Origin of the sequence: Mycobacterium sp. E342, from assembly GCF_001667665.1 — a bacterium.
Lineage (GTDB): Bacteria > Actinomycetota > Actinomycetes > Mycobacteriales > Mycobacteriaceae > Mycobacterium.
Genome location: NZ_LZJM01000225.1, coordinates 70,459 through 89,361, shown reverse-complemented (window position 1 = coordinate 89,361; position 18,903 = coordinate 70,459). Strand labels below are relative to the sequence as shown.

Annotated in this window: 11 protein-coding genes; 2 read left to right on the top strand and 9 right to left on the bottom strand. The window is 68.6% G+C overall.

The window, feature by feature from the left end; all coding sequences use genetic code 11:
- Positions 1–5 precede the first annotated feature (5 nt).
- The 5 genes from A5692_RS17160 to A5692_RS17140 form a co-directional block, all read right to left on the bottom strand.
- On the bottom strand, positions 6–1,331 hold the full coding sequence (locus A5692_RS17160) for a dipeptidase (RefSeq protein WP_068057955.1): 1,326 nt from the start codon (positions 1,329–1,331) through the stop codon (positions 6–8).
- 104 nt (positions 1,332–1,435) lie between these two features.
- Entirely contained in the window at positions 1,436–1,828 is a 393-nt protein-coding gene (locus tag A5692_RS17155; RefSeq protein WP_065444533.1) for a holo-ACP synthase, read from the bottom strand.
- A gap of 31 nt (positions 1,829–1,859) precedes the next feature.
- On the bottom strand, positions 1,860–11,108 hold the full coding sequence (locus tag A5692_RS17150) for a type I polyketide synthase (protein ID WP_068057953.1): 9,249 nt from the start codon (positions 11,106–11,108) through the stop codon (positions 1,860–1,862).
- A 526-nt stretch (positions 11,109–11,634) separates the two neighbouring features.
- Positions 11,635–12,357 carry a glycoside hydrolase domain-containing protein gene (locus tag A5692_RS17145; protein WP_068057952.1) on the bottom strand — a complete coding sequence of 241 codons (723 nt, stop codon included), beginning with the start codon at positions 12,355–12,357 and terminating at the stop codon, positions 11,635–11,637.
- 60 nt (positions 12,358–12,417) lie between these two features.
- Positions 12,418–13,332, bottom strand: coding sequence for a MerR family transcriptional regulator (locus tag A5692_RS17140; RefSeq protein WP_068057950.1), 915 nt, complete (start codon positions 13,330–13,332; stop codon positions 12,418–12,420).
- A 40-nt stretch (positions 13,333–13,372) separates the two neighbouring features.
- On the opposite strand from A5692_RS17140, the gene A5692_RS17135 reads away from it, so the two are divergent.
- Positions 13,373–14,524, top strand: coding sequence for an aromatic ring-hydroxylating dioxygenase subunit alpha (locus A5692_RS17135; protein WP_068057948.1), 1,152 nt, complete (start codon positions 13,373–13,375; stop codon positions 14,522–14,524).
- Here the strand turns inward: A5692_RS17135 and A5692_RS17130 are convergent.
- The gene (locus A5692_RS17130) at positions 14,507–15,868 is read right to left on the bottom strand and encodes a lipocalin-like domain-containing protein (RefSeq protein ID WP_068057946.1); all 1,362 of its coding nucleotides are present in this window, start codon (positions 15,866–15,868) and stop codon (positions 14,507–14,509) included. The two genes, A5692_RS17135 and A5692_RS17130, sit on opposite strands and share 18 nt — an antisense overlap.
- A gap of 90 nt (positions 15,869–15,958) precedes the next feature.
- Between A5692_RS17130 and A5692_RS17125 the strand changes: the two genes are divergently transcribed.
- On the top strand, positions 15,959–17,425 hold the full coding sequence (locus A5692_RS17125) for an aldehyde dehydrogenase (protein WP_068057944.1): 1,467 nt from the start codon (positions 15,959–15,961) through the stop codon (positions 17,423–17,425).
- 72 nt (positions 17,426–17,497) lie between these two features.
- On the opposite strand, the gene A5692_RS17120 is transcribed toward A5692_RS17125, so the two are convergent.
- From A5692_RS17120 to A5692_RS17110, 3 genes are read right to left on the bottom strand one after another with little or no spacing between them, the layout of a single operon-like run.
- Positions 17,498–17,941: a MaoC family dehydratase gene (locus A5692_RS17120; RefSeq protein ID WP_068057942.1), complete on the bottom strand. Its 444-nt coding sequence runs from the start codon at positions 17,939–17,941 to the stop codon at positions 17,498–17,500.
- Positions 17,938–18,468: a MaoC family dehydratase N-terminal domain-containing protein gene (locus tag A5692_RS17115; protein ID WP_068058083.1), complete on the bottom strand. Its 531-nt coding sequence runs from the start codon at positions 18,466–18,468 to the stop codon at positions 17,938–17,940. The genes A5692_RS17120 and A5692_RS17115 overlap by 4 nt, the downstream gene beginning before the upstream one ends.
- Before the next feature lie 5 nt (positions 18,469–18,473).
- Entirely contained in the window at positions 18,474–18,899 is a 426-nt protein-coding gene (locus A5692_RS17110; protein WP_067916601.1) for a nuclear transport factor 2 family protein, read from the bottom strand.
- Between the last annotated feature and the right edge of the window lie 4 nt (positions 18,900–18,903).

Sequence of the window (18,903 nt, the reverse complement as noted above, 5' to 3'; positions counted from 1 at the left end):
GCCCGTCAAGCCAGGTTGGCCAGCAACAGCGCCTCGGCCATCGCCGCGCGTTCCAGCACGCCCAGGTGCAGGCTCTCGTTGATGCTGTGCGCCTGGGTGCCGGGGTCCTCGACGCCGGTGACCAGGATCTTGGCCTGCGGGAAAGCGGCGGCGAACTCGGCAATGAATGGAATCGAGCCACCCATGCCCATGTCGATCGGGTCGGTGCCCCACGCCTGCCGGAAGGCCGCCCGCGCGGCGTCGTACACCGGGCCGCTGGCGTCGATGGCGTAAGGCTCGCCGATGTCTCCGCGGGTGACGGTCACCCGCGCGCCCCACGGGGCGTGCTTTTCCAGATGCGACATCAGCGCGTAAAGGTGCTCCCCGGCGTCGCCGCCCGGTGCGACCCGCATGCTGATCTTCGCCCGGGCGCGCGGGATCAGCGTGTTCGACGCCTTTTCGATGGGCGTGGTGTCGATGCCGATCACGGTGATCGCTGGTTTGGCCCACAGCCGCTGCGGCGCCGGACCGGAACCGATCTCGGACACACCGTCCAGCAGCCCGGAGTCCGCACGCACCCGCTCGGGCGGGTAATCCACTGCGGCGGCGGTGCTTTCGTGCAGGCCGGCGACGGCCACGTTGCCGTCGTCGTCGTGCAGGCTGGCCAGCAGCCGAACCAGGACGCTCAGCGCGTCGGGCACCACCCCGCCCCACAGGCCGGAGTGCAGGCCGTGGTCGAGGGTGGCGACCTCCACCACGCAGTCGACCAGCCCCCGTAGCGAAACCGTCAGCGCCGGAACGTCGGTGCTCCAGTTGTCCGAGTCGGCGATGACGATCACGTCGGCCGCCAGCGCGTCGCGGTGTGCGGCCAGCAACCGGCCTAGCGACGGCGAGCCGGATTCCTCCTCGCCCTCCACGAAGACGGTCACGCCGACCGGCGGTTGCCCGCCGTGTGCCCTGAAGGCCGCCAAATGCGTTGCGATGCCGGCCTTGTCGTCGGCGCTACCGCGTCCGTAGAGTCGGCCACCTCGTTCGGTGGGTTCGAAGGGTGGCGACGCCCACTGGCCGGCATCGCCTTCGGGCTGCACGTCGTGGTGGGCGTAGAGCAGCACGGTCGGCGCGCCCGGCGGCGCGGGATGCCGCGCGATGACTGCAGGGGCGCCGTCCTCGCTGACGATCTGCACATCGCCAAATCCGGCCTGCGACAACAGGTCCGCCACCGTTCGCGCGCTGCGGTGGACCTCGTCACGACGGCCCGGGTCTGCCCACACCGATTCGATGCGCACCAGGTCTTCGAGGTCGCGCCGCACCGACGGCAACACCTCGCGGACGCGCTCCACAAGATCACTCATGCCGTCGAGGCTAGTCCCCCGGCCGGCGGACCCTCCCGGCGAGCGTCCCCAAAATGTCACTGTTTACCGGCGTGTTGTGTACAAACACGGGCGCTCGGCAACGCTCAGGTCGTCTCCAGGATCGCCACCGCGGCGGCGGTGTCCCCCTCGTGCGTCAGCGACACGTGAATCGTCACGTCGGCCAGGTGCTTGGCGATGTCGCCGCTCAGCCGCACCCGCGGGCGCCCCCACATGTCGGTGACCACCTCGATGTCGCGGTGGATGTCCTCGGGCAGCACGGGCCGCTGCGCGAACCGCGATCCCGACCAGGCCTTGATCACCGCCTCCTTGGCCGCCCAGCGGGCCGCCAGGTGGCGCGCGGCCGAGGAGCTCTTGTCCGAGGCGTCGCGGCGCTCACCGGGTGTGAACGTCTCGGAGAAGACGGTTCCCGGCTGGTCGACCTGCTCGGCGAAATCAGGGATGGAGACGACATCGATCCCCACACCGACAATTCCCATGGGACGCCAGGCTAACGGACGGTCGACGACGTCATCCGGCCGAGACCTCGTAGGCATCGCCCTCGCCCAGCCGCGACGCCGGGTTCAGCAGCATCGCCGCCTCCTGCCGCTTCTCCGGTACGTCGTGGTCGAAGCGACGGTCCGGTGGCCGCTCGTACATCGGCGCGCCGCCGGCGATCGCCGAGGCCAACCGGCGCTGACCGGCCAGCAGCCGCGCCTCCGCGCGCTTCTGGTAGTCCGCGCGCTGCTCGGGGTCGAGCGCGGCGATGAAGGCCTGCGGGTGCACCAGCGCCACCAGCCCGGACACGTGGCCGAACCCGAGGCTGGTCAGCATCCCCGCTTTGAGCGGGAACTTCTCGCCCAGACGCAGCGTCTCACGCACCCAGACGAAGTGGGCCGACCCGGCGAGCTCGTCGTCGACGCAGTCGAGGCTGCGGTTGGGCGGAATCACCCCGTCGCGCAGCATCTGGCACAGGCCCATCATCTGGAAGACGGCCGCGCCGCCCTTGGCGTGTCCGGTGAGGCTCTTCTGCGACACCACGAACAGCGGGGCGCCCTCCGAGCGGCCCAGCGAGTCGGCCAGCCGCTCGTGCAGCTCGGTCTCGTTGGGATCGTTGGCCAGAGTCGATGTGTCGTGCTTGGAGATCACCGCGATGTCGTCGGCGCCGACGCCAAGCTTGGCCAGCGAGCGCGCCAACGCCGAATCCTTGCCGCCGCGGCCGGCGCCCAGTGCGCCCAGACCGGGGGCCGGGATCGAGGTGTGCACGCCGTCGGCGAACGACTGCGCGTAGGCCACCACAGCCAGCACCGGCAGACCCATCTTGAGGGCCAGGTCACCGCGGGCGAGCAGGATGGTGCCGCCGCCCTGCGCCTCGACGAATCCAAGGCGCCGCCGGTCGTTGGGCCGGGAGAACTTCGAATCGTGAATGCCCCGGCCGCGCATCATGGAGGTGTCGGCGGTGGCCGCCATGTCACCGAAGCCGATGATCGCTTCCAGCGTCAGGTCGTCGAAGCCGCCGGCCACCACCAGTTCGGCCTTGCCGAGGCGGATCTTGTCGACGCCCTCCTCGACCGACACCGCCGCGGTCGCGCACGCGCCGACCGGGTGGATCATCGCGCCGTAGCTGCCCACATAGCTCTGAATGACATGCGCGGCGACGACATTCGGCAGCACTTCCTGCAGGATGTCATTCGGCTTGTTCCGGCCGAGCAGGTTGCCGTGATACATGGTCTGCATCGACGTCATCCCGCCCATGCCGGTGCCCTGGGTGCTGGCCACCATGCCGGGGTGGACCCACCGCATCAGCTCGGTCGGGGTGAACCCCGCCGACAGGAACGCATCGACGGTCGCGACGATGTTCCACAGCGCCACCCGGTCGGTGGAGCTGGCCATGTCCTGGCTGATGCCGTACACGGTCGGATCGAATCCGGTGGGGATCTGCGCGCCGACGACCCGCGACAGCTTGGTCTTGCGCGGTACCCGGATCTCGGTGCCGGCCTTGCGAGTGACCTGCCAGTCGCTCGAATCGGGGACCGGCCGAATGACGGTGTGCTCCGGATCGAATTCGACGAACCCGCGAGCGTCGGCCTCCGAGGAGACGACGAAGGTGAAGTCCTTGTCCAGGAACACCGACACCAGCAACGGCGACGCGTGATCGGGGTCGATCGCGCCGTCGTCGACGAACTCGCGAATGCCCACCCGCTCCACGACGACGTCGTGGTAACGCTCCACCAGCTCGGCCTCGTCGACCAGATCGCCAGATTCCGTGTCGTACCAACCGGGTTGCGGGTCGTCCTCCCAGCGGAGCAGTCCCGTGGTCCACGCCAGCTCCAGGACGCCCGCCGCCGACAGTTCGTTGTCGACCTCCATCTCGAACCGGGTGCGCGACGAACCGTAGGGTCCGATCTCGGCGCCACCGACGATGACCACCAGGTCGGCCGGGTCGACGTCGAGGTCCGCCCATTCCGGCGGGGGTGCCGGGGTGAAGCCGCGCGGTGGGGACGGCAGCGCGGCGATGGTGCCCTCGGGCGCAACGCCTTCCGTTGCCTGGTCGCTCGACGTGGCCTGCTCCCGGGCCTTGGCGGCCAGTTCGGCCATGTCCAGGTTGGCTTCGCCGAGACCGCCGGTCAGGTCCGCCTTGATCGGCGCGCCGGCCGCCGCGACCTTCGACTCGACGTCGCACAGGTCCAGCAGCATGGCCGCCATCTCGTCGGTGGAGTAGGTGGTGACACCGGCCTCCTCGACGGCGTCGACGATGGCGTCGTTGTGTCCCATCAGTCCGGTGCCGCGGGTCCACCCGATCAGCGCGTGCGCCAGGCTGACCCGCGACGCCCAGGAGGATTCGGCGTGCCAACGGCTCACCAACGCATCCAGCGCCGACTTGGCTTCGCCGTATGCGCCGTCACCGCCGAACATTCCGCGGTTGGGCGAGCCGGGCAACACGACGTGCAGCCGCGACGCGATGTCGCGCTCGGCGCCGATCTTGGACAGCCCGCCGATCAGCCGCTGCACCGCCCACAACAGCACCTTCATCTCCATCTCGGAGCGCGAACCGGCCTCCGAGAGGTCGCCGGCCACCCGGGGCGCCGCGAACGGGAACAGCAGCGTGGGGGTCTGCGCGTCCTTGATGTGAATCGATTGCGGCCCAAGGCTTTCGGTCTGCTCGGTGCCGATCCATTCGACCAGCGCGTCGATGTCGGAGTAGGACGCCATGTTGGCGGCGACCACCCATAGCGCCGCGCCGTAGCGGGCGTGATCCCGATACAGCCCGCGGTAGAACGCCAGCCGCTCCTCGTCGAGCTTCGATGTGGTGGCGATGACCGTGGCTCCACCGTCGAGCAGCCGCGCGACCACCGACGCCGCGATCGAACCCTTCGAGGCGCCCGTCACCACGGTAACCTCGTTGCTGTAGGGGCCGGGATCGGGGTTCTCCGCGCCCGCGGCGATGCGGCCGTACAGCGACGCGTGAATCTGGCGACCGGCCGCCAGCGACTTGCCCTGCCACCAGGTGGCCTGGGTGGCCACGACATGGCCTGCGCCCTCGAACCTTTCGGACAGGCTCTGCCACTGCGCGTCGATGTCGCCCTCGTCGGTCAGCCAGAGCGTGACCAGGTCCTCGCGCGCGCTCGCCCACCGGTCGTCGAACACGACGGCCTTCTTGGCGTCGAACGCCGGCGCGACAAGACGCGGCCAGTCCGCGCCGAGTTCGGCGGTGACCAGATCGATGAGCTCGGCGTCCGTGGCCGTCGGGATGGCGCTGACGGGATCGTCGTGGCCCAACTGGTTGAGGATCAGCCGAGCGGCCGAGGCGAGCACGCCGTCGCGACCGGTGATCTGGTCGGTGAATTCGCTCAACGCTGCCGCGTCGACCGTGGCACCGCCACCGCCGCCCGACGACGGCAGCGCCACCGCGATGCCGCGGCGGGCGGCGACCGAGGCGACCGCGGCGTCGATGACCTTGTCGACGGACGCGGCGTCGGCCAGAGCGCCCTCGTGCAGGTGGCCCATGGCGCCGCCGCGCACGCTGGTGCCCTCGCGGGTTCCCAGCGCCACTTCGACCGTGATGTGCTTGGCCCACCCGTCGCCGAGCTCCCAGGTCTTCTTGACCCGCTCGGCGATCGCGGCCGGCCGCTTGCCCGAGGGCCCCAGCACCGTGCGCAGCTGGTCGTTGATCGCGTCGGAAAGCACTGGGCCGAAAGGCTTGTACGTGCGCGCCAGCTTGGTCACCTGCGAACGCAGCCCGGCCAGGTCGGCCTCGGCGGCGCCGTCGATGGCGCCCAGGTTCAACTCCGAACCCAGGTCCACCAGCAGCTGGTTGCGCCGCGACGAGGCCCCGTCGGTGATGGACTCGATGGAGTCCAGCTCCTCGATCTGGTCGAGGCGCATCTTGGCCGACAGGGCGATCAGCGCCAGGGTGGCGTCGGCCGCATCGAAACCGATGTCGTCCGGCCGTGGAGCACCCGACGGAGCAGCGGCGGGAGCCGCTGCTCCGTCGGGGGCGACATTGGAGTTGGGCCCGACGTCCGACGCGGCAGCGTCGGAATCAGCCTCGACCTCGTCAGCCTCTGGCTCGGGATCGGTGTCGGTGGCGAACAGCACCGCGGCGTCGCGCTCGGCGTTGAGCACTTCGACTGTGCTGTGGGCGTATTCGGGCAACTTGAGGGTGTTGGTGGCCAGCCCGGCGACGGTCGGCGCCGACTTCACGCCGATCTCGACGAACCGCTCCACGCCCAAACCGCCCGCGGCCTCCTCGGTGAACAACAGGTCCTGGGTTTCGATCCAGCGCACCGGGCTGGCGAACTGCCACGCCAGCAGCTCGATCAAGACGATGCGCGCCATCTCGTTGCGGCGCTCACTCAGCCAGGTCTCGTAGTCGGCGAGGATCGCATCGAGCGGCTCGGCGGGCACCAAATCCCGGATCTCCTGGATGAAGTCGCGGTCCAGGGTGAACGGACGCGGCACCAGGTTGGGGATGTAGCGCCCGATGATGACGTCGGGATCCTTGTCGCGCGGCATGACGCGCTCCAGTGAGCGGCGGAACTCCGCCACGCCGACGCGCAGCACCCGGGAGTGGAACGGCACGTCGATGCCCGGCACCAGAATGAACGACCGCTTGCCGCCGGTGAGCTCGCGACGCCGCTCCACCTCGGCTTCCAGCTCCTCGAGACCGCGCACCGTGCCGGCGATCGCATACTGCGAGCCACGCAGGTTGAAGTTCACGATCTCAAGAAACTCACCGGTTTTCGCCGCAATATCGGCCACGAACGCGGGCACCTCGTCGTCCGGCAGGTCGATCTGCGACGGCCGGATCGCCGCCAGCCGGTAGTTGGAACGGCCCAGCTCGTCGCGGGGCACGATGTCGTGCATCTTGGAGCCGCGGTGGAACACCGTCTCCAGCAACGCTTCCAGCTCGTAGATGCCGGTCACGCAGGCCAGCGCCGTGTACTCCCCGACCGAGTGGCCGCAGGCGATGGCATCCTCGACGAACGCGCCCTGCTCGCGCATCTCGGCGACCTGCGCCGCCGCCACGGTCGCCATCGCGACCTGGGTGAACTGCGTCAGGTACAGCACACCCTCGGGGTGGTTGTAGTGCACACCGCTGGCGATGATGCTGGTCGGGTTGTCGCGCACCACGTGCAGCACCGAGAAGCCCAGCGTGTCGCGGGTGAACTTGTCCGCCTTGTCCCACACCTTGCGGGCGGCCTTGGAGCGGGCGCGGACGTCCATGCCCATGCCCTTGTGCTGAATCCCCTGACCGGGGAAGGCATACACCGTGTGCGGGGAGGCCAGGCGCGCCGTCGCCGACATCACCAGATCGGACCCGATGCGGGCGGACACGTCCAAAACCTCTGCGCCCTGGTCGATCCCGACGCGCTCGACGCGGAAGTCGACCTCGTCGCCGGGACGCACCATGCCCAGGAACCTCGCGGTCCAGCCGACCAACCGGGCCGGAGGCCGGGCCTGGCCGTCGGTGGCCGTCACCGCGTGCTGCGCGGCCGCCGACAGCCACATGCCGTGCACGATGGGCGATTCCAGGCCGGCCAGCAGGGCGGCCGCCCGGTCGGTGTGGATCGGGTTGTGGTCACCGGACACCACGGCGAACGGCCGCATGTCGACCGGGGCGGTCAGCCGGACGTCACGTCGGCGACGACGCGGGGTGTCGGTCGCGTTCTCCGACACCGCGCCGCCCGCCCGAACCGGCTCGGTGAGTTCGGCGGAGCCGGTGCGCCCCAGGATCGCGAACCGCTCGTCGAGACTGGCGATCGTCGCGCCGTCGGCGCCGGCGATCGTGACCGCGACGCGAACGACACGGCCCATGTCGGTGTCGATTGCCGCCGAAGCCGTTGCGGTGATTGCCAATTCGGCCGGGACCTTGGGCAGTGCGCCGACCACGTGGGCGGCGTGGTCGAGGTGCACCAGGCTGAGCAGGCCCTCGACGACCGGGACGCCGGTGTCGGTGACCGCCGAGCCGATCGCCGCGAAGACCGCGGGCCAGCACAGACCCACGAGCGCGTCGGGCACGGTGGTGAGGCCGGGCGCCAGCGGCTCGGAGAAGGTGGCCGTGACACCGGTGTGGTCGGCGACGCGCTCGGGATCCCAGTCCACCGTCACGGTGGCCGTCCCGCCGACGACCGCCGGCAGGAATTCCGGCCCGTCGACACCGGCGGCGATCGCCAGCACCGCCCGCATGGCGGTGGCGGCGTCCTCGGTGGATACCACCGGGGTGCCACCGTCAATGGTGTTGGCGGGCAGGGTGAACGGGATGTCGATCCAGGTCCCCGATACCGGAACGCTCAGCACCACCCGGTCGTCGTCGACCTCGAGCCGCGCTCCGGTGGACGAGTGTGTGGCGCGGCGACTTTCGGGCCCGTCATGCACGAGCCAATCGGCGGGGTCGGCAATCCGGTGGACCGGGTTGATCGCGGTGCGGCCGGCCCACTGCACATCCGGGGCGTCGAGTACGACGGCCAGCGGCCCGGTCACGTCGGCGCGACCCATCCGGCGCGACGCGACCGCGCGGGGCTGCCCGTTGGACGCCAGCACCTCGTCGATGGCGGCCTGCTCGAAGCGGTCCAGCAATTCACCGACGGGTTCGTCCATCCTGGTGATGCCGGCGACCGCCGCCGTACCCGGGATGATGCACACCTGTTCGGCGTCATAGCGGGCGTCGTGGGCCTGCCACAGCGAGTCGCTTCGCCACCAGCGCCGCACATCCTTGTCGATGACCGGTACGAAGTTGACCGGCTTGCCCGGCGTCTTGCACAGCGTGACGAAGAAGGGGACGTCGGCCGGGTGCAGCTGCACGGCTTGCGCGTCCGGGTATTCGGCGAGCAGCGTGGCGATGGCCTGCTGCGGACTCTCCAGCAGCGCCGCGTCGCCGAACAGCGTGGCGATCGGGCCGGAATCGCTGGCGTGCAAACGGGCTTCGGCGCGCTGCAGCATCTGCTGGAAGCGGTCGCGCCACGTGTCGGCGAGCCACGGGCTGCCGGGCGAGGCGGTGTCTGCGGTGGAGTTGCCCTCCCCGATGGCCAGCTCCACGTAGCGTTGCAGCCACTGCAGGTAGGTCATGTCGGCGACGTCGCCGAAGTACGGCTTGGCCGTGTTCGCCATCGCCGCGATGATCTCGTCGCGACGCTCGGCGACGGCGTCCGCGTCGCCGGCGACCTCGTCGAGAAGTCGGCCGCAGCGCGACGCGCTGTTGTCGATCTCGTGGATGTCGGCGCCGAGCTGGCTGCGACTGGAAGCCATGCCGTTCACGGCTTTTCCGGCGCCGACCCACTGGTCGGTGCCTTGAGTCTCGACCAGCATGCGCTTGACCGACGGCGAGGTGGTGGCCTCCTTGGTCGCCATCGCCGCGGTGCCGACCAGGATGCCGTCGATCGGCATCAGCGGGAAGCCGTACGCCTGCGCCCACCGCCCGGACAGATACTCGGTCGCCCGCGCGGGGGTGCCAATGCCACCGCCGACGCAGACCGTGATGTTGGAGCGCGACCGCAACTCCGAATACGTTGCCAGCAACAGGTCGTCGAGGTCTTCCCACGAGTGGTGGCCACCGGCGCGCCCACCCTCGATGTGCATGATCACCGGCTTGGTGGGCACCTCGGTGGCGATGCGGATGACCGAGCGGATCTGCTCGACCGTGCCGGGCTTGAACACGACGTGACTGATGCCGACGTCGTTCAGCTCCTCGATCAGCTCGACGGCATCCTCCAGGTCCGGGATGCCGGCACTGATCACCAGGCCGTCGATAGCCGCACCCGACTGACGCGCCTTCTGCACCAACCTCTTTCCGCCGACCTGCAGCTTCCACAGGTACGGGTCGAGGAACAGCGCGTTGAATTGATAGGTGCGGCCCGGCTCGAGCAGCGTCGCGAGCTCCTCGACGCGCCCGGCGAAGATTTCCTCGGTGACCTGCCCACCGCCGGCCAGCTCGGCCCAGTGCCCGGCGTTGGCCGCGGCGGCGACGATCTTGGCGTCGACGGTGGTCGGGGTCATGCCCGCGAGCAGGATCGGCGAGCGGCCCGTCAACCGGGTGAACTTCGTCGAAAGCTTGACCCTGCCGTCGGGCAGGCGAACAACGGTCGGGGCGTAGGTCGACCACGCCCGCGCCACCTCGGGGACGGCCCCGACGGTGAAGAGGTTGCGCTGCCCGCCGCGGGTCGCGGCGGGCACGATGCCGACACCCAGTCCGCGGATGACCGGCGCGGTCAGCCGGGTCAGGATGTCACCGGGACCGAGGTCCAGAATCCAGCGCGCGCCGGCCTCGTGCACACGGCTGATCTCCTCGACCCAGTCGACCCGTCGCACCAGGATCGCTTCGGTCAGCTCGCGGGCCAGGGCGACGTCCAGGCCCACCTTCTCGGCCCAGCCGCCGACGATGTCGATGCCGTCGGCCAGCCGCGGCGTGTGGAAGCCGACCTCCACCTGGACCGGATCGAAGACGGGCGAGAAGACGTCCCCACCGCGCAGCTTGTTCTTGCGATCGGCCTCTTCCTTCTCCGAGATCTGTTGGCAGTAGAGCTCGAATCGGGACAGCTGTTCGGGCGTCCCGGTGATCACCACCGAACGCCGGCCGTTGCGGATGGACAGCACGGGCGGCAGGACGGTGCGGACGTCCTGCGCGAACTCGTCGAGCAACCGGCTGATGCGCTCGGGGTCGGCGTTGGTCACCGACACCATCGGTGGGCGATCACCGAGCACGGAGATCCCGCGCCGGCGGGCCACCAGCGTCCCGGCCGCGCCGATCAGCTGGGCCATCGCCAGCAGCTCGGCGTCGCGGGCGCCCGCCGCCTTGAGGGCCTCGACGGCGAGCACCCCTTGGGAATGCCCGGCGACCGCGACCGGCGGGGTGGCCTTGAGGTCCATGCCCTGGCGCGCCAAAGCGCGCACGGCGGCGATCTGAGTGAGCAGCACGCCGGGGATCGACACCGCGGCCGACGTCAGGTGCTTGTCCGACGGGACCGGGTCCTCGGCCGCCAGCGCGCGCACCCAGGCGAGCGGCTCGAAACCGATCGGACGCACCACGACCAGTTCCTTGGCCACCGGCTCGAGCAGCAGCTCGACCTCACCGACAAGCGTTGCCAGGTCCGATTCGATCCCGGCCGACGAGACCAGTTCCTCGAGGGTTTCCAGCCAGGCGCTGCCCTGGCCGCCGAACGCAACGGCGTACGGCTCGCCGGCCGTCAGACGGTCGACCAGAGCGTGGGTCTCCCCGGCCGACACGTGGGGGCCATTTCCATCGCGATCAGCGGACACCCGGTCGTGCTCATGGATCGTCACCTTCTATGTCTCCCTGTATGCGTCTTTACGTATCGGTTCGTTCGGCCGGTCATCACCGGCGGGCGGGTTCGGCGATTCCGCGTCGAATCAATGCCGGGAAACGGCTGACCGGTGTGTTGTCGGCGGACCGCCCGTGTGGGTTGAGCGGCGCGGCGGACTGCATCGGCTGTACTAAGAGTGTCATAAGGATCGCCCCCGTTTTTCGTGGTGATTGGTTACTGATGAGTTCTACGCACGGGTAACCGTGTCGTGGGTAACACCAGGTTTAATCGGCGGCGCGGGCGTGGCGAACAAACCTGCTGCATGCAGGTGGTTACGGTCGAGTAGCTATAACTGCCCTGATCAAAGCAGTTTTGTTATGTAATCGTTATGTAAAAATTTCGAGCCGCGAAGTCACGTTCGGCCCGCCCGCATCGTGCCGTCCGGTCGGCGATCGCGGTCGTCGCGCCGAAAAATGAGCGAACGAGTGTTTGCTGGGATCCTTAATAGACCCGGGCCACCGAGCCGCGGCGAGGCAGCGCGAGCGCTACACCCACTGCCCGAATTGCGGCTTGAGGATCTCGTTGATGTCCACCCCGACCCCGCCGACGCTGCGTTTGTCGATCTCGACCTGATGCAGATGGGCGGCGGGGTGAGTGAAGCCCTTGGGCGAGCCCCAGTTGTGCTGCCAGAAGTAAGAGCCCAAACCGTCGTGCAGCGCCCAGTCGATGGTCTTCGAATTGGCGTACACACCTGTGCGCTGATGCCCGATCACCGACTCCCACGACCGCAGGTAGGGAGCGATCAGCTGTTTGTACTGGTCATAGGATGGGTCGTCGTCGATCGAGGCGTAGATCGGCGCGCTGGCCGGCCCACCCGCGGCGGCGTGCAGTTGCATCCCCCGCTGCGCGTGCTGGAGCCCGGCATTGGCTCCGCCCAGCCAGTCGGCGGTGTCGCCCTTGCCGAACTGGTAGCAGGAGACGATTTTCAGCCCGTTGCTGTTGAGATCACGTGCCTCGGCGACCTGGATCGGCTTGCCCAGCATCCAGTTGCCACCCGGACGCCGGTCGGATACGTACCGGATCGAACCCACGGCGCCGGCGGCCCTGATCTGGCTGGCCGGGATGACCCCGGCGGCGTAGTCCAGCAGGGTGCCGAGCGAGGCCGACGCGGGTGCCGGGCGCAGCGACGCACCCGCGACACCCAGGCCCACCAAGGCCGGGCCCGCGGCGGCCCATTTGAGTAGGTCGCGTCGCGAAACCGAGGACACAAGCGACAGAGTACGACAGGAACACCATCCGACACATTGACCACACTGGTCACATCTGCATCACAGTGTCACATCTCGGGTTTGGGCCGCCGTCGGCGCGGGCAGCACGATGACGCTCACGGCCACCAGGCCCCGGCGAGCGGTCTGACGGGCGATCTCGTCGAGGAAGTGGGCGGCCGCCGGGTTGATGGATCCGGCCCAGGCCCGGAATCCCTGCACGATCACGGGGTCATGTTCCAGTGACGGCTGCACCGCGCGAAGCACGCCGACCACGTCGTCGGGCAGTGGGTCGGCCAGCTGCCGGTCGACCCAGCTGCGAGCCAGCTCCGTTGCCGCCACCCGATCATCACCCAACCGGATCACGTCGCCGGCGAGGTTGCGCAACCGGTCGAAGAGCACCTGACGTCCCGGCAGCTCAGCCAGTTGTGCCAGCAGGGTGCTGGCCGCCGGCGGCAGGACCATCTGCCCGAACAGCGCCGGAACCGGCAGGTCCCACTCGTCGAACAGGTCGGCGTACATCGTCGCGACGGGCGCCGACAGCGGCGCGCTGAGCCGCCCGATGACACCGATGCTGTCGCGGTGCGTCGTCGCCAGGGTGCGCAGAATGTCCTCGTTGATATCGGCGCCCGGGCATTCGGCGGCGGCGCGGGACGCGACCCGGGATCGGTCGATGGCCGCGATCAACTGATCCAGCCGATCGCGCTGACGCAGCAACAGCGTCCGGTGCTCGTCGAGCACGTCGGCCAGCGAGCTGCGCCCATCGGCGACCAAGCGCTGAATGTCGTTGATGCTGATGCCGAGACTTCTCATCAAATCGATGCGCAGCAGGTCGAGCACCTGCTCCACACCGAACACCCGGTAGCCGTTGGACAGGTGCTCGGCACGCAGCAACCCGACCTTTTCGTAGTGGCGGATGCGACCGGACCCGATCCCGGTCAAGGCCGTGACGTCGCCGATCAGCAACTGGTCAGGCACGCCTTGACCTTACAACTGTTGCAAGGTCTGTACTGGGCAGGTGGAACGCGACCAACTCATCGACCTGACCCGCCGCGCCTTGAAGCTGGCGCGCGACAAGACCACCGATCTCGCCCCGGGCGAGCACCGGGTCGAGGCGCGCGCCTACACGTCGGCCGAACGCCACGACCGGGAGCGGGCCAAGGTGATGGCCAGCCCGCAATTGGTCGGCTACGTCTCGGAGCTGCCCGGCCCGGGAACCTACTGCACGAAGACGGTGATGGGGCGGTCGATTCTGTTGACCCGAACCGCCGATGGATCGGTCAAAGCGTTCGACAACGTCTGCCTGCACCGGCAGTCGCAGGTGGCCACGGGTTGCGGCAGCGCGAAGCGGTTCACGTGCCCGTATCACGCGTGGACGTACGACAACGACGGACGGTTGGTCGGCCTGCCGGGCCGTGAGGGCTTTCGTGACATAACCCTCAAGGCCGACGGTCTGACCGAACTTCCGGCCGCCGAGTTCGCCGGGTTCCTCTGGGTCGCATTGCATCCCGGGGCCGCTCTGGACGTTGCCGCGCACCTCGGACCGCTGGCCGACGAGCTGGATTCGTGGGGCATCGGGCGGTGGTCGCCGCTGGGCGAGAAGGTGCTGAACTGTCCGATCAATTGGAAGCTCGCGGTCGACACCTTCTCGGAGAACTACCATTTCGCCACCGTGCACCGGCAGACCTTCGCCACCATCGCCCGCAGCAACTGCACGGTGTTCGACGCGTTCGGACCGCACCACCGGTTGATCTTCCCGCTCAACACGATCCTGGAGCTGGACGGGGTCCCCGAAGAGCAGTGGAATCCGTTCCAGAACATGGTCGTGATCTATGCGCTGTTCCCGAACATCGTGCTGTCGGTGACCATCGCCAACGGCGAACTGTTCCGGATCTACCCCGGGGACCGGCCGGGAAGATCGATCACCGTGCACCAGAACTCCACCCCGCTGGACCTTTCCGACGAATCGGTGGCCGCCGGCGCGCAAGCCGTCTTTGACTACGCGCACGCCACGGTGCGCGACGAGGATTACCGGCTGGTCGAGAGCCTGCAGACCAACCTCGAGTCGGGCGCCAGGGACCACCTGCTGTTCGGCCGCAACGAACCCGGACTGCAGCATCGCCACAACGCCTGGGCGGAGGCGCTTGCCGGATCAGCGACCCTGAGTTGACCCCTCGGCGGACAGCACCGCCATGAGGTCGTCCAAAAGCGTTGCCAGCGCGTCTTTTTGAGCCGCGCGGACCGTGGTCAACAACCCGACCGCTTCGCTACGGCGGCCGCGGGCCAACAACCGCACCAGCAGAGCCGCGGCCATCTGCAGGTCCCGGTCGGCCGGCTCCATGTTCGCGACGGTGGTGGCGAGCACTTCGACCAGCTCCCAGTCGCGGTACAGGGCCAGGGAGCGTTCGTTGAAGGCGAAGCCGGTCACGGGTTTACCCCATAGTGTTCCGCGGTAGCGGTACGGGCCCTCCATGTATTCGATGGGCAGGCCGTGCGCGGGAGCGGGCACCAGTGGCTCCCCGACGATGTCGAGCTGCATGGTGCGGCACGTGATCCGGTGGCGGTCCGGCATGTAGCGGGCCGCGGCGTTCGGCCGCACCAGCGGTTGCACCGCGTCCGGCCAGCGCACGTAACTGCTGACCTCCACCTCGACGTCCTCGGCGCATTCCGGCGGCACGGCCGGATCAGGATGACTCATCGTCACACCCGTAAACGGTTGCAGCGCATTGCGGTTGGTGCGGTCGAACTGCCGCCAGATGCTCAGGTCCACGCCGTTGTCGAAGTTGATGGTGCGCCATTCGTGGGACCGGGCCCGCGGGTCTCCCCCGGTCCCTCCACCGCCGGCGTACTTCGGGAACCACTGCCGGTCGATATGCCCGCTGCTGCCGGAAACCTGGTGGACCAGGCCGCCCCAGCGCAGCGTGCCCGTCATCGCCATGCCGGTCTGGAAATAGGAATAGGTCTCGGTCTGGCCGAAGCAGCAGATCTTCCCGTTGTACGTCGAGGCGCCCACCGGTGTCGGTGCACGCGTTGGGGTTACCGCCAGGTCGAGGCGCATGGGCCGCCCCGCCTGGTCCTCGCCGACCAGGCTGACGCGATAGGTGTAGGGCAGCAGTCCACCTTCGTTGTCGCGGCAGGTGATCCAGGACGCGGTGCCTGCCCCGCTGGCGTAGTGAATGTCCAGATAACCCGGCGCCAACGTCAGCTTGCGCTGCGCCCCTGGTTTCATGTTGTCCGGCGGCATGTCGTAGTCCGTGTAGGTGCCGTAATCACCGGAATCCAGGTCGAAGAGCGCCATCGTGTAGAAGTCCGCGACCACGGTGCCGCCGGGCCGGTTCTTGTTGAAGATGGTCAGGAAGGCGAAAGACCGGTCGGTCTCGGCGGCCTCCAGCTGCCCGGCGATGAACCAGGTGTCCGACTCCTGGTCCGGGTGCTCGCCCTCGGCGGCGGGGAAGTCCAACTGGCTGTCGCCGGGCACCAACTGGAAGGGGTAACTGCGCCAATCGCTGGTCATATGAGCCTCGCTGCTTTTTTCGCTATGTTAGCGTCAATAGCGAAATCCCGGTCCCTGTCGCATCGCGCCCGACCCTCGAGGAGGTGCCGGATGACAGAATCCGCCGGCCACCGGTCCTACGACGAACTCTTCATCGGGGGGCAGTGGCGCAAGCCGGCCAACCCGCAACAGCTCGCCGTCATCTCCCCGCACTCCGAAGAACCGGTCGGCCACGTCCAGGTGGCCGGGCCCGAGGACGTCGAAGCGGCCGTCGCCGCCGCTCGACACGCCTTCGACCACGGCCCCTGGCCGCGGATGACCCACACCGAGCGGATGGCCAAGGTCGAGCAGCTGGCCGCGATCTATGCCGGCCACATCGAGGAGATGGCCGACCTGATCACCGACGAAATGGGTTCCCCGCGCAGCTTCAGCAGGATGGGCCAAGCCGCCGCCGCGGCGACGCTCATCCATCTGGCGCTGACCGCCGCACGCGACTTTCCGTGGGAGGAACGGCGCCAGGGTGTCCTCGGCGAAGTGCACCTGCGCAGGGCCCCGGTAGGGGTGGTCGGCGCGATCGTCCCGTGGAACGTTCCGCAATTTTTGATCATGCCCAAACTGATCCCGGCGTTGATCGCGGGGTGCACGGTCATCATCAAGCCCGCGCCCGAAACCCCTTTGGACTCCTTGTGGTTGGCGGAGATGATCGAGCAGCTGGACCTTCCCGAAGGCGTGGTCTCGGTGCTGCCGGGCGGACCCGAGATCGGCGAGGCGCTGGTGCGCCACCGGGGTGTGGACAAGATCGCGTTCACCGGCTCGAGCGCGGTCGGGCGCCGCATCGCCGCCCTGTGCGGCGAGCAGCTCAAGCGGGTGAGCTTGGAACTGGGCGGCAAGTCGGCGGCGATCATCCTCGACGACGCCGACATCGGCAAGACAGTGGCCGGGCTGAAAACCGCCGGCCTGATGAACAACGGCCAGGCATGCGTCGCGCAGACCCGGATCCTGGTCAGCGACCGGCGCCACGACGAGGTGGTCGACGCGCTGGCCGACATGATGTCGTCCCTCAACGTCGGCGATCCGGCCGACGACGCCACCGACATCGGACCCCTTGTCGCACGACGCCAGCAACGCCGTGTCCAGGACTACATCAAGTCCGGCCAGGCCGAGGGCGCCCGCGTGGTGCTCGGCGGGCTGGACAGCCCGTCGGACCGCGGCTGGTATGTGCAGCCGACGCTGTTCGCCGACGCCACCAACGACATGCGGATCGCCCGGGAGGAGATCTTCGGTCCGGTCCTGACCGTGCTGCGTTATCACGACGAGGGCGACGCAATCCGGATCGCCAACGAGAGCGACTACGGTTTGGCCGGTTCGGTGTGGACCTCCGACATCGCACACGGGTTGGAGATCGCGGCGGGGGTGCGCACCGGCACGTACGGCATCAACATGTACACGCTCGACATCGGCGCTCCCTTCGGCGGCTTCAAGCAGTCGGGCATCGGACGCGAATTCGGCCCCGAGGGTCTGCACGAATACGTCGAACTCCAGACGTTGGTGTGCAAGGGGCAGCTGCCCCCGCTATAGACCCGTCCGAGACGCCTGACCCATGAGCGGCCCAGCGTTCGCCGCGGCACCGCTGGATTGAGTTCACCTCCGTCATCCACCGGACACCTGCAACGTGAGCTCGACCGGGCAGCACAGCGCACCGTGCTGATTGGTCACCTGGATCTCGACGTCCACGAGGCAGCGCGGCGGATCCACCGACGTGTCTTGCCGTTTGGCGACCGCGCGGCCCCGGCCGATCATGGTGTCGCCGGCGCATATCGAGCCCGTCAGCCGCAGCGAGCGGCGCACCACGCGGCTGCTCGGTCCCGCCCAGTCGGTCGCGACGCGGTCGGCGAAGCCGGCGAGATGCATCGTGTTGACGTAGATGGTCGGATTGCCTTGGCGCCGCGCGTATTCGGGATCGAAGTGCCCCGGAAAGTAATCCCAGGTCGCACCCGCGTTCTCCACCACACGCTGGTAGCTGATGTGGTCGACAACCTCGGGCAGGTCGACGGGAACGGCGATCTCGTCGAAGCTCAGCTCGCCTGCGGTCACGGGGACGCTGCAGGGGTGAAGCGGAACAGGGTGTTCCGGCACGTGGCGACCACCGTCGCGTCCTGGCGCCGATAGGTCTCCAGCGTCTCGACGAAATGACCGACGCCCAGGCGGGTCCGCTTCTCCGGCGACACCGACAGCAGTTCCTCGACGACGGTGAGCAGATCGCCTTCGACGATGGGCAGCAGGAACTCGACGTCGTTGGCCGCGTTGATGAATGTGGTGCCCGGCAGCGGCACCCGCAGCACCAGGGATGCCACCGGCGGTCGGCCCTGCGGCTCCCAGGGCGGAGGGATCAACCAGCCCATCAGCAGGGCCGGGGGCGCTAGTAGGCCTCCCCATTTGCGGTGGGCGAACTCGGCGTCCCAGTAGGAGCGATTGCCGTCGTGGACCATTGCGGCGAACAACTGGATGCGCGCCCCGCTGACGGCCGTGGTCGCGGTGCGCGGCTCGCTCGTCGCGCCGACCATCCGCAGCGCATCTTCATAGGTGCCGAAGGCCAGCTGGTAACTGAAATCCGGGTCCACGCCGCTCACATAACGAGCGGGTGCCGACTGGGCACCGAATCCCATTGCAGCTTGCGGGAAGTGAAGTACCAGCCGCCGCGCTCGTAGATCAGCGTGTCCTTGAACACCCCCGTCGCGCGCAGAGTGGTGTCGCCGTACATGCTGGCGAATAGCACGACGACACAACGCTGTACGGCGTTCACCCCGTCGATGCGGATCTCGTGGTCGACCGTCACCAGGCGCTGGCCGTCGCCGCCGTCGAAGGCGGCGCGCAGATCGTCGAACGTATCGCCGTCACGGGTGTAGGTGGCGCCGGAATGACGGAACGTGGCGATCCAGCGGTCCCGGTCGCCCTTGGAATATGCCCGGTTGTGCCGGGCGTTCAGGTCCAGGATGGCAGCGCGGCCGGCGGCGGCCAGGAGCATTTGCTGTTCCTGATAAGACATCGTCATTTTG